General features: G+C 50.6%; 13 protein-coding genes. 8 read left to right on the forward strand and 5 right to left on the reverse strand.

The features are described from left to right. Window positions 1–33: 33 nt before the first annotated feature. The 4 genes from AC0L4K_RS19245 to AC0L4K_RS19260 form a co-directional block, all read right to left on the reverse strand. Complete coding sequence (locus tag AC0L4K_RS19245) at window positions 34–1,323, reverse strand: ABC transporter substrate-binding protein (RefSeq protein WP_473267577.1); 1,290 nt, start codon at window positions 1,321–1,323, stop codon at window positions 34–36. 464 nt (window positions 1,324–1,787) lie between these two features. Continuing rightward, the gene (locus tag AC0L4K_RS19250) at window positions 1,788–3,014 is read right to left on the reverse strand and encodes an ABC transporter substrate-binding protein (RefSeq protein WP_473267578.1); all 1,227 of its coding nucleotides are present in this window, start codon (window positions 3,012–3,014) and stop codon (window positions 1,788–1,790) included. Then, on the reverse strand, window positions 3,011–4,366 hold the full coding sequence (locus AC0L4K_RS19255) for a sigma-54-dependent transcriptional regulator (protein WP_417225677.1): 1,356 nt from the start codon (window positions 4,364–4,366) through the stop codon (window positions 3,011–3,013). Before AC0L4K_RS19255 ends, AC0L4K_RS19250 begins: the two co-directional genes overlap by 4 nt. After that, window positions 4,363–6,111, reverse strand: a complete 1,749-nt coding sequence (locus AC0L4K_RS19260; protein ID WP_473267579.1) for a sensor histidine kinase — start codon at window positions 6,109–6,111, stop codon at window positions 4,363–4,365. The genes AC0L4K_RS19255 and AC0L4K_RS19260 overlap by 4 nt, the downstream gene beginning before the upstream one ends. An 888-nt stretch (window positions 6,112–6,999) precedes the next feature. Here AC0L4K_RS19260 and AC0L4K_RS19265 point away from each other — a divergent pair. From AC0L4K_RS19265 to cydX, 6 genes are all read left to right on the forward strand, one after another. Further along, complete coding sequence (locus tag AC0L4K_RS19265; RefSeq protein ID WP_473267580.1) at window positions 7,000–8,964, forward strand: TonB-dependent receptor plug domain-containing protein; 1,965 nt, start codon at window positions 7,000–7,002, stop codon at window positions 8,962–8,964. Then, complete coding sequence (locus AC0L4K_RS19270) at window positions 8,961–9,542, forward strand: YfiR family protein (protein WP_417225683.1); 582 nt, start codon at window positions 8,961–8,963, stop codon at window positions 9,540–9,542. Before AC0L4K_RS19265 ends, AC0L4K_RS19270 begins: the two co-directional genes overlap by 4 nt. A 5-nt stretch (window positions 9,543–9,547) precedes the next feature. After that, on the forward strand, window positions 9,548–11,623 hold the full coding sequence (locus tag AC0L4K_RS19275; protein ID WP_417225685.1) for a bifunctional diguanylate cyclase/phosphodiesterase: 2,076 nt from the start codon (window positions 9,548–9,550) through the stop codon (window positions 11,621–11,623). Window positions 11,624–12,083: 460 nt separating this feature from the next. Next, entirely contained in the window at window positions 12,084–13,652 is a 1,569-nt protein-coding gene (locus AC0L4K_RS19280) for a cytochrome ubiquinol oxidase subunit I (RefSeq protein ID WP_417225687.1), read from the forward strand. Then, on the forward strand, window positions 13,645–14,781 hold the full coding sequence (cydB, locus tag AC0L4K_RS19285; RefSeq protein WP_417225689.1) for a cytochrome d ubiquinol oxidase subunit II: 1,137 nt from the start codon (window positions 13,645–13,647) through the stop codon (window positions 14,779–14,781). The genes AC0L4K_RS19280 and cydB overlap by 8 nt, the downstream gene beginning before the upstream one ends. A 17-nt stretch (window positions 14,782–14,798) precedes the next feature. Then, window positions 14,799–14,903: a cytochrome bd-I oxidase subunit CydX gene (gene cydX / locus AC0L4K_RS19290; protein ID WP_417225691.1), complete on the forward strand. Its 105-nt coding sequence runs from the start codon at window positions 14,799–14,801 to the stop codon at window positions 14,901–14,903. A 39-nt stretch (window positions 14,904–14,942) separates the two neighbouring features. Here cydX and AC0L4K_RS19295 read toward each other — a convergent pair whose 3' ends face one another. Then, the gene (locus AC0L4K_RS19295; RefSeq protein ID WP_473267582.1) at window positions 14,943–16,259 is read right to left on the reverse strand and encodes a sigma-54 interaction domain-containing protein; all 1,317 of its coding nucleotides are present in this window, start codon (window positions 16,257–16,259) and stop codon (window positions 14,943–14,945) included. A 97-nt stretch (window positions 16,260–16,356) separates the two neighbouring features. On the opposite strand from AC0L4K_RS19295, the gene cydD reads away from it, so the two are divergent. After that, entirely contained in the window at window positions 16,357–18,066 is a 1,710-nt protein-coding gene (gene cydD, locus AC0L4K_RS19300; protein WP_473267583.1) for a thiol reductant ABC exporter subunit CydD, read from the forward strand. Then, complete coding sequence (locus tag AC0L4K_RS19305) at window positions 18,059–19,696, forward strand: amino acid ABC transporter ATP-binding/permease protein (protein ID WP_473267584.1); 1,638 nt, start codon at window positions 18,059–18,061, stop codon at window positions 19,694–19,696. Before cydD ends, AC0L4K_RS19305 begins: the two co-directional genes overlap by 8 nt. The last annotated feature ends 92 nt before the right edge of the window (window positions 19,697–19,788 follow it).

The raw sequence follows: 19,788 nt of genomic DNA on the forward strand, positions 1-19,788 counted from the left end.
CCAACAGCACAACGCTGCCGGGTCATAAGAAACTCAGTCACACTGAGCGCCAGGCATTCCTTTTTCGATCCATTCAATCGAAGACTCACCTTCCGGTGGATTCACACAGCTAGCCGCATAATGACGAACATCCGTTACCGCAGGTTGACCGTCTTTCTGCATATAGCGTCCATATACCATCTCCATGGTAGCCTGATGACCCTTACCCAGATTCATAGAGACAGTGCCGCCCGGACCTTCATATTCGAGGTATTCAAAAGCCGACACGACCTGTTCCGTTGTCGGTTTACCCTGCGCCTTTTCTGCCGCTTTCTCGGTCGCTAGCTTAAGGCCCAGAATACCCTGCACCATTTTGTAAGCCGGATAGGTCGGCGCGGTGTTAAAGCGCGCGATATACGCCTCACGGAACCAACGATTCAACGCCGTATCTGGCGCATAAATGCCGAATGGTCCACGACCACCCAAAATAGTGCCGTCCGGAATCTGATCCGCCAGACGATACATAGCGCTTTCACCGGTGGTCAGCAGTGCGGTCTGATCTTCAAACAGCCCCCGTGCCGAGCCTTGCAGTAAGAAGGCTTCCATATCACCGCCCCAGAAAGAGGAGTGAATCACCTCGGCAGAATTAACCATCAAGGCGGAAATTTCTGCACCATACTGGCCGGCATAAATTTTCGGAAACTGCTTGGTACTCACTTCAACGCCGGGGATTAGCTTATTCAATGAACCATTAAAATCGGCCCATGATTCATGACCAAATGAATAGTTCTGATTGATCCCAGAAACACTACTCAGCTCCGGATACATCTCTTTGATATAGAGCGAGGCAGCCACGTTATCCATCGTCGCGGTCGGCCCGGTACGGAACACATATTTGTAACTGTTCTCTTCAAATACCCGTGGGGTACCACAATCGAATAACACGGTTAACGTTTTTAACTCTTCCGCCACTGCCGGCACCGCCAAGCAATCGCCAGAGGAGATATACCCGATAACCGATTCAACGCCTTGGCGCTCAACTAAGTTACGCAGTTCAGAGGCTTGTTTGGTGGCTCCGCCCGCTTCATCGACATACACCGGTGCGATCGCACGACCGTTGATGCCCTTGAGGTTGTAAGGCGCCGGTAACTGACCCGCATTCAGCGTTTCTAACAACAGATCCGCCGCATTCTTCGCCGGGACCCCGAACGGCCCCGCAGCACCGCCCGACAGGAAGGTCACCAGACCTAACTTATATTCATCAGCCGCTAACACCGGCTGAGCCATAGCCGACGCGACAATTAATCCTGCCAGCGTGGACTTTTTAACAAAGGATGTGATCATTGAGTTTCGCCTTCTCTTGTTTTTATCAATTTCAGTAAGGGCTCTGTACAGACCATCAAAGAAAGGGTCATGAGCGCTGCCTGCACAGATTCGTTGTCTCGCCCTAACCATAGATAGCAAGCCATATGCCAAGAGAATTTATTTCTATAACACACTGTTTTAATTGAATTTTTTACACACTCAATTAACACTCTATCAAACGATGATCGAATGCCGCTCCAACGTGAGCGCAGCTGTTGAGCTGGAACCGATCAACGGCCGATCCACGCCAAGGGCACATAAATGAGGTGTAGAAGACTGTATTAAGAGCGCCTTAAAAAGCCGTTCAGACGTTTCATTGAAGTATCACGCTGAGGAGACAAACGTTAAGTGGGAGAGTTGATATAGCGCTATCAGGCAACACTCATCAGGCCCGCGAAGACTGCCCTGATGTAGGTAATAATGGTTTGGAGGGCAAACCCCGCCTAATCAACACTCTCTGGACGATAGATGACCCACTTACCCAACATCATCCGAGCGGGGGGATAGCGATCATCGGGGACGGTTTCGCCGATAGCAATAACCTGTTGTAATTGATGGTTGTCCGGATTCATAAACGAGCTAAACCCTGCCGGATCTTCCGGCAAACTAAGAGTCAGTTGGGTTAGTTTTTCTCGCACCACATCATCGCTGGCATCGGGACCGGCCAAACGTAACGCTTCTGAGATCGCCAGAATACCGGAGTAAGCCCCCTCGGCTGCATAAGAGGGGTAACGCCCCGTCAGTTCATAAAAACGCTTCACAAACCAACGATTATGCTCTGTCTCTGGCCAGTTATTGTGATGGCGGGAGGATAGAATCAGACCGGCGGGCATATTTTCCCCCAGCGCTGACAACACCTCATAATTACCACCAGTATCAAAATTGGCAAAACGAGCATGTTTAAAAAGCGAGGTCTGATTAGCTTGCTGGATAAACGCCACAAGATCCCCGCCCCAAAGGGAGTTCACCACTAAATCGACCTTTTTTTCGACCAGTGCTTCAAGATAATGAGAATAATCCGATTCATACAGCTTCGGCCAGAGCACCGTTTCAACGCGGTAACGCACCCTTTCCTTATCCAGCCATAAACGCAGATCTTTCCACGCCTGATAACCATAATCATAATCTGGGCCGATATAGGCTAAACGTATCGGTCTTTTGGCGCTTCCCCGGCCAAACGTTTTGCGGATATAGTTCGCCCCCGCCCGCATCGATTGTGCGGTGTTATTATTTACCCGAAAGTAAAATCGGTTCTGCTCGCCCTCGGTCAATCGCGATGAGGCATGATCCGTCCCAATAAAGAAAACCCCTTCCTCCTGTGCGACTTGTGCCACCTGCAAGGCAATCGATGAGTTAACCACCCCACAGATAAACCGCACCTTATTCTGACGGACAAAATTTTTCACTTGCCGCGCCGCTTTAGATGCCTTCGAGCTAGTATCGGAAAACAGCACCCGCAGAGGTGGACTCGCATATGGTTGCTGCTGTAGATGCTCAAACGCCAACTCAATGCCGGTGACACTATCCCGACCATATAACCCCCCTCGGCCACTCATAGGAAACAGACAGCCAACGGTTTCCTGCGCCTCAGCTTCGGACGCCCCAACCGATAACTCGGCGGCATCAACCGTGGCACTGAGTAACAGCAACATTAGCAGCCGAACGATCATGCCTCATTCTCCAGATTGAGCCGTTGTATCCGCCGCTTCAATGCATGCCGAGAGATCCCCAGCTTCTCGGCGGCGAGTCCTTTGCGCCAGTCAGACTCTTTCAGTGCATCTAAGATCAACTGTCGCTCATGATCTTCGACAGCTTCTCGATAATCCTCTTTAACATGTTGAATCCCCCGCTGCCCGCCATGAAACTCCACCGGCAACATCTCCACATCGATCCGTTTGCCTGGATAGAGAATCGTTAAACGCTCCATCAAATTCTTCAGTTCGCGAATATTGCCGGGCCAATCATACTTTTCTAGCAAGCCTAACACCGACTCATCCAACTGAATCGGCTCGCAGCCCTCCTGCTGGGCAAACAGCTCGCTAAAGTGCGTAACCAGCAAAGTAACGTCCCGATCCCGCTGTGACAGCCCGGGAATATCCACCGGCAGTACATTAAGCCGGTAAAATAGATCCGCACGAAAATGCCCATCATCGACATCCTCCTTGAGATTGCGATTGGTCGCCGCCACCACAAACACATTCGCTTGGCGTTCGCGCCCAGCCCCCACGGGCCGATAGTTTCGGTTCTCAAGAAAACTCAGCAACTTAGCCTGTAGATGCAGAGGAATCTCCCCGATTTCATCCAAAAACAACGTGCCGCCATCAGCTAGATCGATTAATCCAGCTCGGCGCTGATTCGCCCCGGTATAAGCTCCCCGTTCGGCGCCAAATAGCTCCGCTTCGATCAGCTGTTCCGGCAACGCCGCACAGTTCACCTCAATAAAGGGCGCGTTAGTGAAACGAATATCATGCAGTGCCCGGGCAACCAGCGCTTTGCCGGTGCCAGAGGGACCGGTAATCAACACGGTTTTACCCGAACTCTGGCCCACCCGCTCGATAGCCGTGCGCAATAGCGTCATCTCTTTACTGCTACCTACCAGTGGGCCAGTTTCAGTATTACGCTCTCGCAGAAAGCGAATCTCACGCAACATCCGAATGCGCTCGGTGCTTCGACGGATCAGCAACACCAACTCATCAACATCAAACGGCTTGGTAATGTAATCAATCGCCCCCTCTTTAACGGCCTTAACCGCCGAGCGGGTATCACCGTGGGCAGAGATCATGATCACCGGCAAATCGGGATACTGTGCTTTTAACTGCACCAGCACTTTAATACCGGAAATATCCGGCAACCCCAGATCCAGCAACACCACATCTGGCCCCAAGATTTTTGCCTGTTCAAGCCCTTCACTGCCACTGTACGCTCCGGTGACAACCATCCCTTCATCCCGTAATGAAAAGCCAATGCTGCGCACCAAGTTTCGCTCATCATCGATTACCAGAACCGAAATCGCATTGTTCATTCGTACTTCTCCTCAGAAGATGCCGTGGGCAGAAACACCGTCACCGTGGTGCCACTGGTATCAAGACTTTCGATGGTCATTCGCCCACCATTACTTTTAGCTAAAGTTGCACAGATCGCTAAACCTAAGCCGGTGCCGGCGGGTTTGGTCGTATAAAAAGGCTCCATAATATGTGCCTGAATCTCTTCTGGCATTCCCTGGCCATCATCACTAACAGATAATGCAACCTCATTGGCTAGTCGCAGCGCTCGCAACTGGATCGCGCTCCCCTTCACCGACATCGCCTCTAGGGCATTGATAATAAGGTTCATCAATACCTGACGGATATGGCCTTCATCGGCCCAAACAGCCAGCCCTTCAGGGCAGTCAACGGTTAATTGGATACCCTGATTACGGGCCGAGGCGCCAACCAGAATAACAATACTATTGAGCAGTTCTGCCGTGTCGATGCGACTCGCTAATGGATCTCGGGGGCGGGCAAAATTCAACAGATTCTCCAACACATCATTAACTCTGTCGATTTCCTCCTCGACGAGCGCCATCATCTCTTGATTTTCAGGGTCTTTTTCACGCCGAGACAACGCTGCAATAGTGGTACGAATAGTGGTTAGCGGGTTGCGAATATCGTGGGCAAGACCCGCCGCTAACTGGCCCAGTGTCGCTTGACGTTCGATGGCCAGTGTCGAGCGAATAAACGCCTTCAACTGAAGCCGCATTCGCTCGATAGCCTGCGTCAGACGCTGCATCTCAACCCCTTTAACAATTGTTACTGGGGTTTCTAGATTCCCTCGTGCCACTTTTTCAACGCTATCAATCAGACTTTCAACCTGTCGATTCAAGCGGCGGGAGATACTCATATGCAACCACAGGAGCCCGGCCACAGTGCACGCCATCAACAGCAGCAACCAATAGCGCATACCCTCCATTGGCGTCATCACTAGCTCAGGATCTTCTATGACATGCAGAATCCAGCCGGGCAAGAGTGTCCGTTGCTGTGTCGAACGATGGGTTATCGATACCGGCTGACCCACCACGTCGTAGACCTGATGATTACCCGCCTGCAGCAGCACCCGTACCGAACTGCCCTGCCCCAAGCCGCGAAACACCTCAGTCAGTGAATTGAAACGCAGCATCAGGCCGATACTGCCTTGGTTTTTTGTCTGTCGGTCGGCATTACTTGGCTGACGAAGAATCACCGCCGAGGGCCGTTCAATAGAGTAAGCCGATGGCCCAACCAACTCGACGTCTTCGAACTTATTTACATGCTTCAATGAGGCTTGCATCACCCGCTGCTCTTCAGGAAACGTCCAAGCGATCCGCCCCTGAGGATCAAAAAACACCACACCGTAAACACTTCCTGTATCAACCTGCAGGCGCAATAACCCCTCTAGCTCAGCCGAAATCGAGTGTCGGCCATCAAGGGTATAAAATTCAGGATTATCAAACTGGTCGGCCAACGCCTGTAGTTCAAACTTACGTTCGCGCAAGAAGACTCGAAATTCGTTTTGCTTCGCGGCAATCGGTGTGGATAGCTGCTCTTCTGTTAATCGTGTCACCAACTGTGAAAAGTAGGCGTCATATAGACCGGCAAAACCAACAAGGGGAACCAACGCCACCAGCAATGACAACCAGAGATATTTAGTCGCCAGACGGTTTTTGGACGTGCCCGGATGTGGCAGGTCATCGGCACTGCCACTACTGTCCTGTGACCCGATATGGCGGATCGAAAAATGATTATCACTCAAATGAGTTGCCTGTTGTCTGAACACTATTATTTTTATTAATAAAACACTTAAGCAAGAATGGAACCACACTCGAGCAATGTATAAAACACGCCTTAAATGGTACTTGAATAACCCATTAAGAGCGATAAACGCTCACAGAGAAGAATATCGTGATCGGAAGCCGCTCATAAACGTGGCCCATACGGCTCTCCTAAGCAAGCCCCATAAGTGATGTGCAAGATCTTCAATTTTAGCTCTTGTTACGCCATTTTCTTTGTTGCCCCATAAGTGATGTGCAAGATCTTCAATTCATATTCATCACCCTCTTCAGTGAGGGCCTCTGAGAAAATGGCGCGATGTACAAAAACGCGCTACTTGAACCCGTTAAGGAGATCAAGACTAAGACTATTGACCCCTAGGCTATCGATATTTACATCTCTCCTCTCGCCACTAAAAATATGGCGTAAAGAGCCCCATTAACAACGTGCCAGAGCAGCATTTAAAGTTAATAAGAATTATTCGCAAAAGTTAATAATAATCATAAGCCAACATAACCATCTGTTTTTAATGGATAAAATGATATAAAAAATTCTAAAACAAAGAGACAAAAAGGCGACACATAAAAGATATATCTGTGTATAGTTATAGAATCATAAAGACATATAAATATATGTAGCTTGCAGCCCATCAACTTCAAACGAGAGAGTTGGGCTGACCTAACGGATAATTGAAATCTAAGTGCAGAAATAATATTGGTATAGCGGTTCGTAACGGTACCTGCACCATCAGATTGACATTGTCATGATGTGTTCTGACAGTTTCACGAGAAAGGAGTCTCACGATCAACCAGCTACCTTAAAATAATAATATTGCCACCGCTTGAAGCTGGCTGCCTGTCCGGAAGTATACATGTCGAGAAACAGTGCGATACCACTGCTTATTTACTCAGCATTTTTGATCCCCAATCCTGCCTCTGCAGCTGCGCAAGACTTTAGTGACATGTCACTAAAGGAGCTGATGGCAATGGATGTTTTCACCTCAGCCTCACTAGTACCTACTCAGGCCAGCAAAGCCCCGGGAACGGTATACAACTTTAACCGGGATGATTTCCGCCGCTTTGGGGTTCGTCGTTTAGATGACCTCTTGCAGTTTGTGCCGGGGTTACAGCTTAACCAGTATCGTAAACGCCATCGTTCCATCTGGACCCGAGGCGTGCTGAATCGCTATAACGACAAGATGGTACTGATGGTTGATGGCGTCAGAAAACGCCACCTCTATTACAACGATTTCAGTCTGGGTGACAACCTCCCTCTCGATTACATCGACTCGGTTGAAATCATTCTCGGCCCGGCCTCTAGCCTCTACGGAGCCAACGCCTTCGCGGGAATTATCTCGGTAACCACCCGTGAGTTCAGTGACACGGAATACCTCGAGGCGGGTGTCGAAGTTGGCAACCATCAACGGCGTAAAGGTGGCGTACTCTATAACAGCAACAATCTACAGATATTCGCTAGCCAGCTACAACAAGATGCGCCCTTTAGTGCCGACAGAAAAACCTTTATTGGTGAGGATTCACTGCAGCCGCTCGATGAGGATTACACGAATATTCATATCAAAGCGCAGCCCTTCGCGGGATTAACCCTGCAACTGGATTACAACCGTAGTGAAACCCCCTTTCTCTTTATACCCAACAGTCAGAATGCATTTATCGATAGCGATAACCTCAGTCTCTCGGCGCATTATGAAATGGGCTCACTAGATGAGGGGCAGCTGCAAAGCACCTTTTACTATCAACAGAATAACGCCCGAGAATACGAACAGGAGAGACAAACACAAACGCTGGGATATGAGGAATATCAAAACGCCACCATGGCGGGCGCATCCCTGACGCTACTCCAGCAGTTTGAGCCTCACACCCTCGCTGGCGGCATCAGCTGGCAGTATGAGAAAGCAGAGCGCACCGATTACGCCCGACGTTTTCATTACAGCAGCTATTTTCTCGCCTTACCTGAAAACAACAACCTGCTCTCTGAACCCGGCATCACCAATAATGATGGCGCTCTATTTATCCAAGATATCTGGACTATCCACCCCAACCTCAGCCTAACCGCCGGCGTGCGATATGATTACTTCGAAAGATTTGGTGGTTATGTTAATCACCGGGAAGCCTTGGTCTACAGCGACAACCAGCATACTTGGAAGTTTCAATACGGCACGGCGATCCGCACGCCGGGGTTCCGCGAATACCTCAAAGTCTTGGAGCACACCAACTTTAAGCCTCCGGCACTCAATGCCGAACGTATCACACAAACAGAACTGGGTTATCTCTATCAGTGGGATCAGGCCAGCTTAAATATCAATCTGTTCAAAAGCCATATCGATGATTTTATTCAGGAGGAACCCACCCCGGACACTTTCGATGAGTACTTTATCAACAGCAGCTCGGTTTACCGAATGCAGGGCGTGGAATGGCTTCTCAACCTACGTCCAAGCCATAAACTCAATACCCGCTTAGGTCTCAGCTATCTCGAAACTGACATCGACGACGGTTCATTACCCTATTTAGCCAGTTGGAGTGGCAGCCTACAGGCCGATTATCAATTAACACCTAACCATCTTATCGGCGCCAGCATGATCTATAGCAGCAGCCGTAGCGATACGAATGGCTTTGCGGATAATGCCCAGAGCTTTACCACGGTTAACCTGTTTGGCTCTGGACGGCTGACCCACCAACTAGATTATTCACTGGGCATCGATAATCTGTTTAACAAGCACATTATGGACCCTGCAGCCGACTTCGGCGGCCATTACAACACTGAGCGAAGCGAAAGAGAGCTTTGGATTCGTCTCCAATGGAATCACGACCTCTTATGATCAACGCACTCCTAAGACTCAGGCTCAATCCCCGCTACGCGCTGTCGGCGACGCTACTGTTCACCTGTTTATTGTCGCCCGACCTAACCGCCGCCCCTAGCGACCCGCGGTTACAGCAGGTTAAAGCGGCTATCCTGTTCAATATCGCCCGCTTTGTCCGCTGGCCTGAACCGACTCTCGGCGACCCAAATTCAACGGCACTGACCCTATGCCATTATCATGAGAACACGCTCGCCTCAGCATCATCGGCCCTGATCGGCAAGCCTGTTCAACATCGTCACTTCGCCGAACGACACATCGAGTCATTAGATCAAGTTCAAGGCTGTGCTATTCTCTTTATTCCTTGGCATCAACTGAGTAGCTTTTCTGTCGATCAGGCGCACCATTCAGCGCTCCCGGTACTCACCGTTGCCGACCTCACAGAGGTCAGTGCCAGCCAAGTGGTCACATCAACGGCGGCGGTCAACCTAATCCGCCAAGATGCACGGATAAGTCTCGATATCTTTCTACCTGAATTACAACGTAGCGGGCTGACCATCAGCTCCGAAGTACTTAAATTAGCCAAAGTTAGGCGGTAATAACGGTGCCATTCTTTAAAACCCTCCCACTGCGTAAAAAGCTGATTTTACTATTACTGTTAATCAGTAGTACCGTACTCACCCTTGCCACGGCGGGCTTCGCCATCAATGATTGGTATGATTCCAAGCGGCAGGTAATCGAAAATCTCCGCTCGCAAGCCGATATCATCAGTAATAACTCCACCGCGGCGCTCACTTTCGGAGACTCCGATTCCGTTCGGATGACCCTTGAGTCACTGGAGAATGTCAAAAGTATCGTGCTGGCCGTCGTCTACGATGCTGATAAACAGATATTTGCCCAATACTCGCCCAATAATGCACCGATCCCGGCTCTGCCGGACGACCTCGAAGGTGACATCGACGGCGCACTTTACATTATTCGCCCAGTCAGCCTCGATCAGGAAACGGTCGGCTTCACCCTACTACTAACCGATCTTAGCTATCTAAAAAATCGGCAATTTGACCAGATCGGCATCGCCTTTGTGGTCTTCCTATTATCCCTGATCGTCGCCTTGCTGCTTTCCAGCGTGGCACAAAATATCATCACCCGACCGATTACCGAGCTCGCCAGTACCGCACGCAAAATCACCCGTACGCGAAACTATAAGCTTCGAGTCCGTAACCGCTCAGAAGACGAGATAGGCAGTCTCGCCACCGACTTCAACCGTATGCTGGAGCAGATTCAATCACGGGAGAACGAGCTCCAAGATGCCCGGCAACTCTTAGAAAATAAAGTCCGCCAACGTACCGCCGAACTACTGCGGCTCACAGAACAGCTGGAACACCAAGCATTTCACGACAACCTGACCGGCCTACCTAACCGTTCAACCTTCGATGACAAGCTCAACACGGCGATTAGTTATGCCAACCGTCAAGATGAACAACTGGCGGTCATGTTTCTCGATCTCGATCGTTTTAAGGATATTAATGACACCCTCGGCCACGATATGGGCGACCAGCTATTAATAGAGCTGTCATCACGACTGAAAAAATGCCTGCGAGGCAGCGACACTCTCGCCCGCTTTGGCGGCGATGAATTTGCAGTACTGACCCTTAACACTTCACAAAACCATGCCGCGGATATTGCCGCCAAGCTTATCGAAGAGATCAAAGAACCGGTTGTGATTGATGGTTTAAACCTACAGGTCACCACCAGTATCGGGGTCAGTATTTATCCACAAGACGGTCGGGATGCAACCACCCTTGTAAAGCATGCCGATACCGCTATGTATTCATCCAAGGCCGCTGGCCGAAACCAGTTTAGCTTCTTCGATAAGCAGATGAATATTCGCTCTGAACGACGCATACAGTTGGCGCAAAAACTCAGACACGCCATCGATAACAAGCTGTTTAAGGTTTACTACCAGCCCAAATGGTGTACTCGACGCTCGGCGATTGTCGGGGTCGAGGCACTGATTCGCTGGTTCGATGCAGAAGAAGGCGCGATCTCGCCCGAAGAGTTTATTCCGTTAGCCGAAGATCAGGGGCTGATCGGTCAGGTGGATCAATGGGTGATGAATAGATCCTGTGAGGATATTCTGCAGTTACGGCAGCGCTTCGGTAAAGAGATTCAGCTATCGGTTAACTTCTCTCCAGCCCACTTTATCCGCCGCGATCTATACAACCGTATTGCTAACGTTCTAAGCAACACCGGCTTTCCCGGCACGGCACTGGATCTTGAAGTGACCGAAACCGTGATGGCGACAGAGAATGATTCGCTGCTCGAACAACTCGATCAGATTCGCACCCTTGGAATAGAGATCTCCATCGATGACTTTGGCATCGCGTACTCCTCCCTCAGCCGATTAAAGCGGCTACCCCTGAACACCCTTAAAATAGATCGCTCTTTCATTCGCGATATCGGCAGTGACCAAGACGATGAGATGATCGTTAAAACCATTATCGATATGGCCCATAACCTTAATCTGAAAGTCGTTGCAGAGGGGGTCGAAACGGAAGAGCAGCTAGCCTTTGTGACCCAATATAACTGTGATCAGGTACAGGGGTTTCTCTTTAGCCGGCCGCTACCGTTAGATGAGCTTATCCAACTGATGGAAAAGCAAAATAGCGCCGAAGCATAAGAACCCACGTCAAAATGACAATAAAGTCATGCCCTGTGACAAATTGAAGCAGTTCCTTTATCAAGGCCTAAAAAGTGTCTATAGGCATACTGCTTTAGGGTTCTTTATGCTATATATGAAACATTAAGGCAGATTCTCAGCGTCGCTTTCTCCTCATTGAAGGCCGCTGATAAAACATTCACTGTCATATTTGTCTTAAAGCAACCTGCGACGCTATGCCACAGTCTTTTTTGTCATTTTTTGCGACATAATGACAAAAGTTGCGTAAACAGGCCTCTGCAATAGTTGGCCCCTTCATAATAAAAACATACAAAACAATATGTTAATTTATTTTTAGTCACTTGGTACAGCTTTTGCTGTAATTGACGCTATAGCTTGAGCGCTTAGGCCCTGACCTGATGTCCAGGACACTTAACGCTCTATTCGGCCGGGATGCCGAACTGATGAAGGTATTAACACTATGGTTTCTGAAACAGTTGTCGAACTATCGCGCTGGCAATTCGCCCTCACCGCGATGTATCACTTCCTCTTTGTACCCCTAACACTGGGGCTCTCATTCATGCTTGCGATCATGGAGTCGGTCTATGTTATGACCGGTAAACAGGTCTATAAAGACATGACGCGCTTCTGGGGCAAGTTGTTTGGTATCAACTTTGCGCTGGGCGTTACCACCGGACTCACAATGGAGTTTCAGTTTGGCACCAACTGGGCCTATTACTCCCATTATGTCGGCGATATCTTCGGTGCACCACTGGCCATTGAGGGGCTGATGGCTTTCTTTCTTGAGTCTACCTTTATCGGCCTGTTTTTCTTCGGCTGGGATCGACTCAACAAGGTTCAACACTTGGGGGTTACTTGGCTGGTCGCGATCGGTTCAAACTTCTCCGCCCTATGGATTTTGATCGCCAACGGCTGGATGCAAAACCCTGTGGGAGCCTACTTTAACTTTGAAACCATGCGCATGGAGATGGACAGCTTTGCTGATGTTATCTTCAACCCCGTCGCCCAGGTTAAGTTCGTCCACACCGTGTCTGCCGGTTATGTTACTGGAGCCATGTTCGTCCTCTCGATCAGCGCACTCTACCTACTGCGCAACCGTGATGTCGGCTTTGCCCGCCGCTCTTTTGCCATCGCGTCTGCATTCGGCTTAGCCTCCATTTTGTCAGTGATCCTTCTGGGTGACGAAAGTGGTTATGAAGTCGGTGAAGTACAGCAGGTTAAACTGGCGGCTATCGAAGCCGAGTGGGACACTCATCCAGCCCCTGCCCCGTTCACTCTGATTGGCCTGCCTAATCAGGAAGAACAAGTCACTGATTATGCGATACGCATCCCTTGGGTACTCGGCCTGATCGCCACCCGCTCATTGGACGAAGAGGTCACCGGGATAAAAGACCTGATAGCGATGAATGAAACACGTATCCGTAGCGGCATGGACGCTTACGACTTGCTGCAAGAGCTGCGTAACGGTAATGATACTCCGGCTAACCGGGAAGCCTTCAGCGCCATCAGTGATGATCTCGGCTATGGTCTATTACTGACTCGCTTTACCCCGAATGTCAGTGACGCTACAGAAGAACAGATCAAAGCTGCTGCACGGGATACCATCCCACAGGTTGCACCGATGTTCTGGACCTTCCGTATTATGGTGGCAGCCGGCGTTATTATGCTGTTCACCTTTGCCGCGGCCTTCTACTACACCGCCCGCCGTCGTGAGTATAAAACTCGCTGGCTGCTTAAACTGGCACTGTTCTGCCTACCGCTGCCGTGGATCGGCGTGGAAACCGGCTGGTTTATTGCCGAATTTGGCCGTCAGCCTTGGGCTATTGGTGAGATTCTACCCACCTATGTTGCGACATCAACACTCAGTGAAACAGATCTATGGCTTAGCATCGCTGGCTTTGCAGCACTTTACACCTTCTTCCTTTGTATTGAAGTTTTCCTGATGATCAAATATATACGCAAAGGCCCGAGTTCCTTGGAAACTGGCCGCTATCATCATGAACAACTAGGAGAAACTCAGCATGTTTGATTATGAAACTTTGCGCCTAGTCTGGTGGCTTTTAGTTGGCATCCTGCTGATCGGTTTTGCCGTCACCGATGGGTTTGATCTTGGGGTAGCGATGCTGCTGCCATTCTTAGGTAAAAGCGATACTGAACGACGGGTGATTATCAACACCATTGGACCACACTGGGATGGTAATCAAGTTTGGCTCATCACCGCAGGTGGTGCCATTTTTGCCGCTTGGCCACTGGTCTATGCAACTGCCTTCTCCGGCTTTTACTGGGCGATGTTATTAGTATTGTTCGCCCTGTTCTTTCGCCCTGTCGGTTTTGAGTACCGAAGCAAAATGCCGAGTGCTCGGTGGCGCAATAACTGGGATCTAGGTATCTGCTTGGGCTCCTTCGTACCCGCATTGGTCTTTGGTGTCGCTTTCGGCAACCTGTTCCAAGGTGTACCGTTCAGCTTTGACGAGTTGACCCGCTCCACCTATACCGGCTCGTTTTGGGCCTTGCTGAATCCCTTTGCCATCGTCTGTGGTTTGGTGAGTGTTGTGATGCTAGTACAACACGGTGCGGTCTGGTTGCAAATGCGCGCGGGTGGCGCTGTTCAGCAGCGTAGCCAATCCGTTGCAGCGCTATCGGGCGTGCTCCTCAGCGTTCTACTGTTAGTTGCCGGTTTCTGGTTATACACCGCGATCCCAGGCTTTAGCATTAGCAGCGAAGTGATCGGTGATGCTAGCTCAAATCCATTGAGTAAAACCGTTGTACAAAGTGCCAACTGGTTCGGTAATTTTGCCCAGTACCCACTGCTGTGGTGCTTACCATTGGCGGCCGTACTGCTGCCTTTAGTGACTAGTATGCTGGCCCGTGGTGGACGCTTTGGTGTGGCCTTCCTGAGTAGCTCACTGGGTATCTCGGCGATCATTCTATTAGCCGGGGTAACAATGTTTCCGTTTGTTATGCCATCGTCTACCGACATGGCAAGCAGCTTGACCCTCTGGGATGCAACATCAAGCAAGCTAACACTGGAAATTATGCTCTGGGTAGCACTGTTCTTCGTCCCCATCATTCTGATCTACACCACTTGGTGTTATGTCAAAATGTGGCGTCGAGTAGAACCTGAGTTTATTGAGCAGAACAATGTTTCTAACTACTAGTCTTAACGGAGAATAATATGTGGTATTTCGCCTGGATTCTCGGTGTTCTTCTGGCCTGCAGCTTCGGCATCATTAATGCGATGTGGCTAGAACACCAAGACGACACTGAAGAATCATCCTGATCAGTCAGCGTCATAAACGTCATGACTGGGGCAGTGACATCACTGCTCCAGTTTGCGATATAAGGTTCGTAAACTACAACCCGCAATCTCAGCAACCCGGCTCTTATCCGGATAGGTTTGCAGCAAGGTTTTAAGATATTGTTGTTCAACTTGCTCAATACTAAGACCCTTTAATGCCAGTTGAGTCAGCCCTTCGGATTTATGCGAGGTTGCCTCAGAAACCACCATTAAATTCAGACTACGCTGAATCACATCAACCCCGATCAGGTCATCATGACGCAAGACAACGGCCCGTTCGAGGATGTTTTTCAGCTCACGTATATTGCCCTTAAAGGGCTGCTGCGCCAGCAACTGCAAAGCCTCATCAGTGAGCCGCAGCGGGGTTTTATCCTCGATACGCAAGAGAATACTTTCCACCAACAACGGCAAATCTTCGCGGCGTTCAGACAGCGATGGCAAACGAATCGGAAAGGTACTAATACGATGAAACAGATCCTCCCGAAACTCGCCTCGCTCGACCATCAATTGCAGATCTTTATGAGTAGCGCACACCAGCCGGAAATCGGCAGCAACGGCCTTACTATCACCCACAGGACGGAAGGTTTTTGTCTCGATCAGGCGCAGCAATTTAACCTGCTGATGCAACGGTACATCGCCGACCTCATCGAGAAACAGGGTGCCACCGTGGGCCGATTGAACCAATCCGGTACGCGAATGGATCGCCCCCGTAAACGCCCCTTTCATATGACCAAACAGCTCGCTTTCAAACAGGCTGTCGGTGAGACCAGAACACTCCACGGTGACAAATGGCTTGCTCGCCCTTGGACTCGACGCATGCAGCGCCTGAGCGGCCAGCTCTTTACCTGCCCCGGAAGAGCCCATCAGCAGCACATTGGTATCGGTCTTACCAACCCGCTGAATCAAATCCACCAGCTCGTTAAATGCCCGGCTCCGGCCAATCATTTTATTGGCAATCGGTTCCGCGCTCACTTCCCGAATGGGCGTCATCAACTCGATAAAGTAGGCTTGCTCCTCATCATCGGTGATCGGAATGGTTTCAATGCCGACATGCTCTTTGCCCTGCGGCGTGTTATGAATATGCAGTACACTGGCCCGGTGACCGCTGTCACGGGCTTCCTGCATCGGACAGGTTTCACCTTCCAAATCACAGGGCCGTTGATAGCCATGGGAAAGAAAAAAACATTTGGCGGAGCTACGACCGTTCAAACTACCAAAACGAAAGTCATAGCTGGTATTGGTCGCCACCACATTGTAATCGGCATCGATCAAAACCGCAGGAGAACTGTAGCTATCCAACACATTACGCATGGTCCTCAACCAACTCGCTTTGGTCATCGCTATACTCCTTTTCCGTCAATTATGGCTAAAATATGCCAATAATGACAAGCACCTTCACACAATACCAGCTCCTTCGTAACAGAGGCCGCCATTGATGAGCCAGATCAATATCTCAATGCTACAGCAGTGTAGCGATGGTCAGCAGCTACTGCGACTGGCCGGAAAAATCAGCCGCCGAGAGAACCGTGGTTTAACTCTATTAGGCATGCTGCAAACCGCCACTACCATCGGCATCACCGCCCTGGTAGCCCTGCTGATCAACAGTGCCGTCTATGCCGCCGAGCCTATCACTTGGCAACCTCAGGCATGGCTATCACTGGCACTGTTATTAACGCTACGGGCACTGCTGCCGCTCTGGCAAACCCGCTTAGCGGATCGCGCCAGCATTAATGTGCGCAACCAATTACGCGGCCTCGTATTGCAGCACTGTGAGAGCTTACAGCTGCATGTTGAGCAACACTTCAGTCATGCCGAACTCAGCAATCTATTGAGCAATGAGATCGACAGTACCCGGGATTATTTTGCTGAATTTTTGCCCCAGCAACGGCTGGCAATGCTGGCACCCATCATGATTATACTGGCCTGCTTTTGGAGTGGCTGGCTCGTGCCGTTATTGTTAGCGCTTTCCGCCCCTTTGATTCCCCTGTTCATGATTATTGTGGGCCACAAAGCCGCCGATGCCAGCCGTCGCAACCTGACAGAGCTGACCCGGCTCGGTAATTTACTCTCAGACCGCATCAAAGGTATTTCTGCGTTACAACTCGCCAATCGCTGCCCAGAAGAGCAGCACAACCTCTTTCGCCAGTCAGAACAGTTTCGTCGCTCAACCATGCAAGTACTGCGGCTAGCATTCCTCTCCGGCACACTATTAGAATTCTTCAGCGCGATCAGCATCGCTATGGTAGCGGTGTATCTCGGATTACTTTATCTCGATAAATACCAAATCGGCATGTGGCAAGACAATCTCAACCTTAGCCACGGCATCTTCTTACTGATGTTAGCGCCGGAATTTTATCTACCGCTACGTCGTCTCGGCGCGCTCTATCATGCCCGCGCCGATGCCAGCAGTGTTGCCGACCATCTACTCAGACTGATGCAACTGCAACCGCCAGCCCAGCCTAACGACATAAGCACCTTACCCAGCGAAACGATCGATCAGATCGATCTTAAACAGCTGCACGTTGGCTACGGTGATATTGTTATTGGCAGCCACAGCTTTAGCCTTAAACGGGGACAGATGACGCTCTTAAACGGGCCATCCGGGGTGGGTAAAAGCACGCTCTTGGACACCCTTGCGGGCTTGCAACCTGCAATTAGCGGGCAGCTAGAGGTGAACCACAAGGCGCTCAATATTTTCAACAACCGTCACTGGCAACAGCACATCGGCTATATGACCCAACAGCCTGAGCTGCTGTTTGACAGCATTCGCAACAACCTCTGCCTAGGCCGACGCTTTACCGACGAACAGCTGTTCACGGCCCTTAGGCAGGCCCGTGCCGAGCATCTAGTGACGGCCCTAGCAACACAACTAGATTACCAAATCAGTGACAGCGGTGGTTTCCTCTCTGGCGGACAAGCACAGCGGATTGCCCTTGCACGGGTCTTTCTACATCAACCTGACCTCTTACTGCTAGACGAACCCACCGCGAATCTCGATCATGACAACGCCGTCGTCTTTATGGCTGGCTTGCGTCAATTCACTGATAACGGTGGCATCGTTCTTATCAGTAGCCACCGGGATGCAGCGGCGCAGTTTGATCAAATCATCAGTCTGACAGCAACTCCGGAGGCAACCCATGCCTAAACTCGTCAACCGTTACTTTCAGTTGCTATGGCAACAGCGCGGCATGGCTTCGCTGGGGCTGCTACTAGCGACCGTTACCGCCCTCTCGGGAATCGCCTTACTAGCGGTATCCGGCTGGTTTATCAGCGCCACCGCTTTAGCCGGCTTATCGCTAACCGCCGCCCATGGTTTTAACTATTTTGCCCCCGGAGCTGTCGTGCGCGGCTTATCGATTAGCCGCACCTTTGGTCGCTACGGTGAACGATTGGCCACCCATGAGGCCACTTTTCGGGTTATTTCGCACTTACGTAGCGATATGTTCGCCACTCTGGCTCAGCATAACTGGCAAGAACAGCCACTCAACAGTCATGAGGCCAGCGGTCGACTACTAGACGATATTCGTCATGCCGAAGCACTCTATCTCTCAGCATTAGTGCCGGGACTAGTGATGCTGCTCAGCAGTTTGCTTTATCTGGCCACCATTATGCTCTTTTTACCCACATTAGCGCTCTGGCTAACCCTGCCACTGCTGGTCTCAGTCGTGCTAGTGCCGCTGCTCTATCTACGCCGAGTGTTGCAGCCACAAAACAGCCTACATCAGCAACGCAATCAGCAATGGAGCGATGCTCACTCGCTGTTTAGCAATCTGCGGACCCTCATTCTATTTGATCGGCTCTCCCATCAGGGCGAGGCGCTAACCCACAGCGCTCATATTGCCGATACCACTGAGCAGCAAACCAGCCATGCCCGACAGCAAGTTCTGGTTATCAACCAGTTAGTCCATGCAGCTATGCTGTTATTAGTTTTATGGCAGGGACTCATCGGCTTAGCCGCTGGGCAATTAGAGGGGGCACTGGTGTTTATGCTGCTGTTACTGACTCTTGGCCTACAAGAAGTCCTCGTCACCGGTAGCAGCGCGCTGGCAGCCTTTGCACTGGGTTATAAAGCCTTGCAACGGATCGGCCAACTCAGTCCAAGTACGCCCCAGGCCGACCAACGTCAGTTCGTTGAGCCCCAAAGCACGCAAAAGAGCATCGCAGTAACAGCATTAGAATACCGCTACCCATCACGCCAAACTGCCACTCTATCGGGGCTTAACACCACGCTGAAGGCAAATAATTGGTATTGGCTGACGAGTCCTAGCGGGCATGGTAAAACCACCCTATTGCAGCTGCTAGCAGGGCAGCTACAGCCACAACAGGGGGAACTCCTCTATACCGGCTTAGCTCCTGAGCAGGTCGGTTTAATGCCGCAACAGATAAGTCTGCTACAAGGCTCACTGCGCTTTAATCTTTGCCTACACCATGACTTTAGTGAAGCGGCACTATGGCAGGCGCTGCAACTTGTGGAACTGGATAGCTGGGCCGAACAATTGCCAGATAAATTAGATACCTGGTTAGGTACAGGCGCTCAGCTGCCTTCCGGGGGTGAATTAAAACGTTTGGGGCTGGCCCGTTTGATCTTGCTTGATCCGCAGGTGCTGTTACTAGATGAACCGACCGCCGGGATTGATAGCGCGCGCAGTCGTCGAATTCTGCAGCGACTCCGACCGCGCTGGGCCAACCGTATTATTGTCATCAGCAGTCATGAGACGCAGCTGATGGCCGCCGAGGACCAGCCTTTAAGTCTTCCAGCCACTCACATCAGCTAACAAAAAAACCCGCCACGGCGGGTTTAGAGAAGCAAGCAGATCGCTTATTTTTACCGTATTTCAGATATCGCAGACACAAAAAAGGCCCGCAC

Source organism: Amphritea sp. GJ51-11, assembly GCF_055808735.1.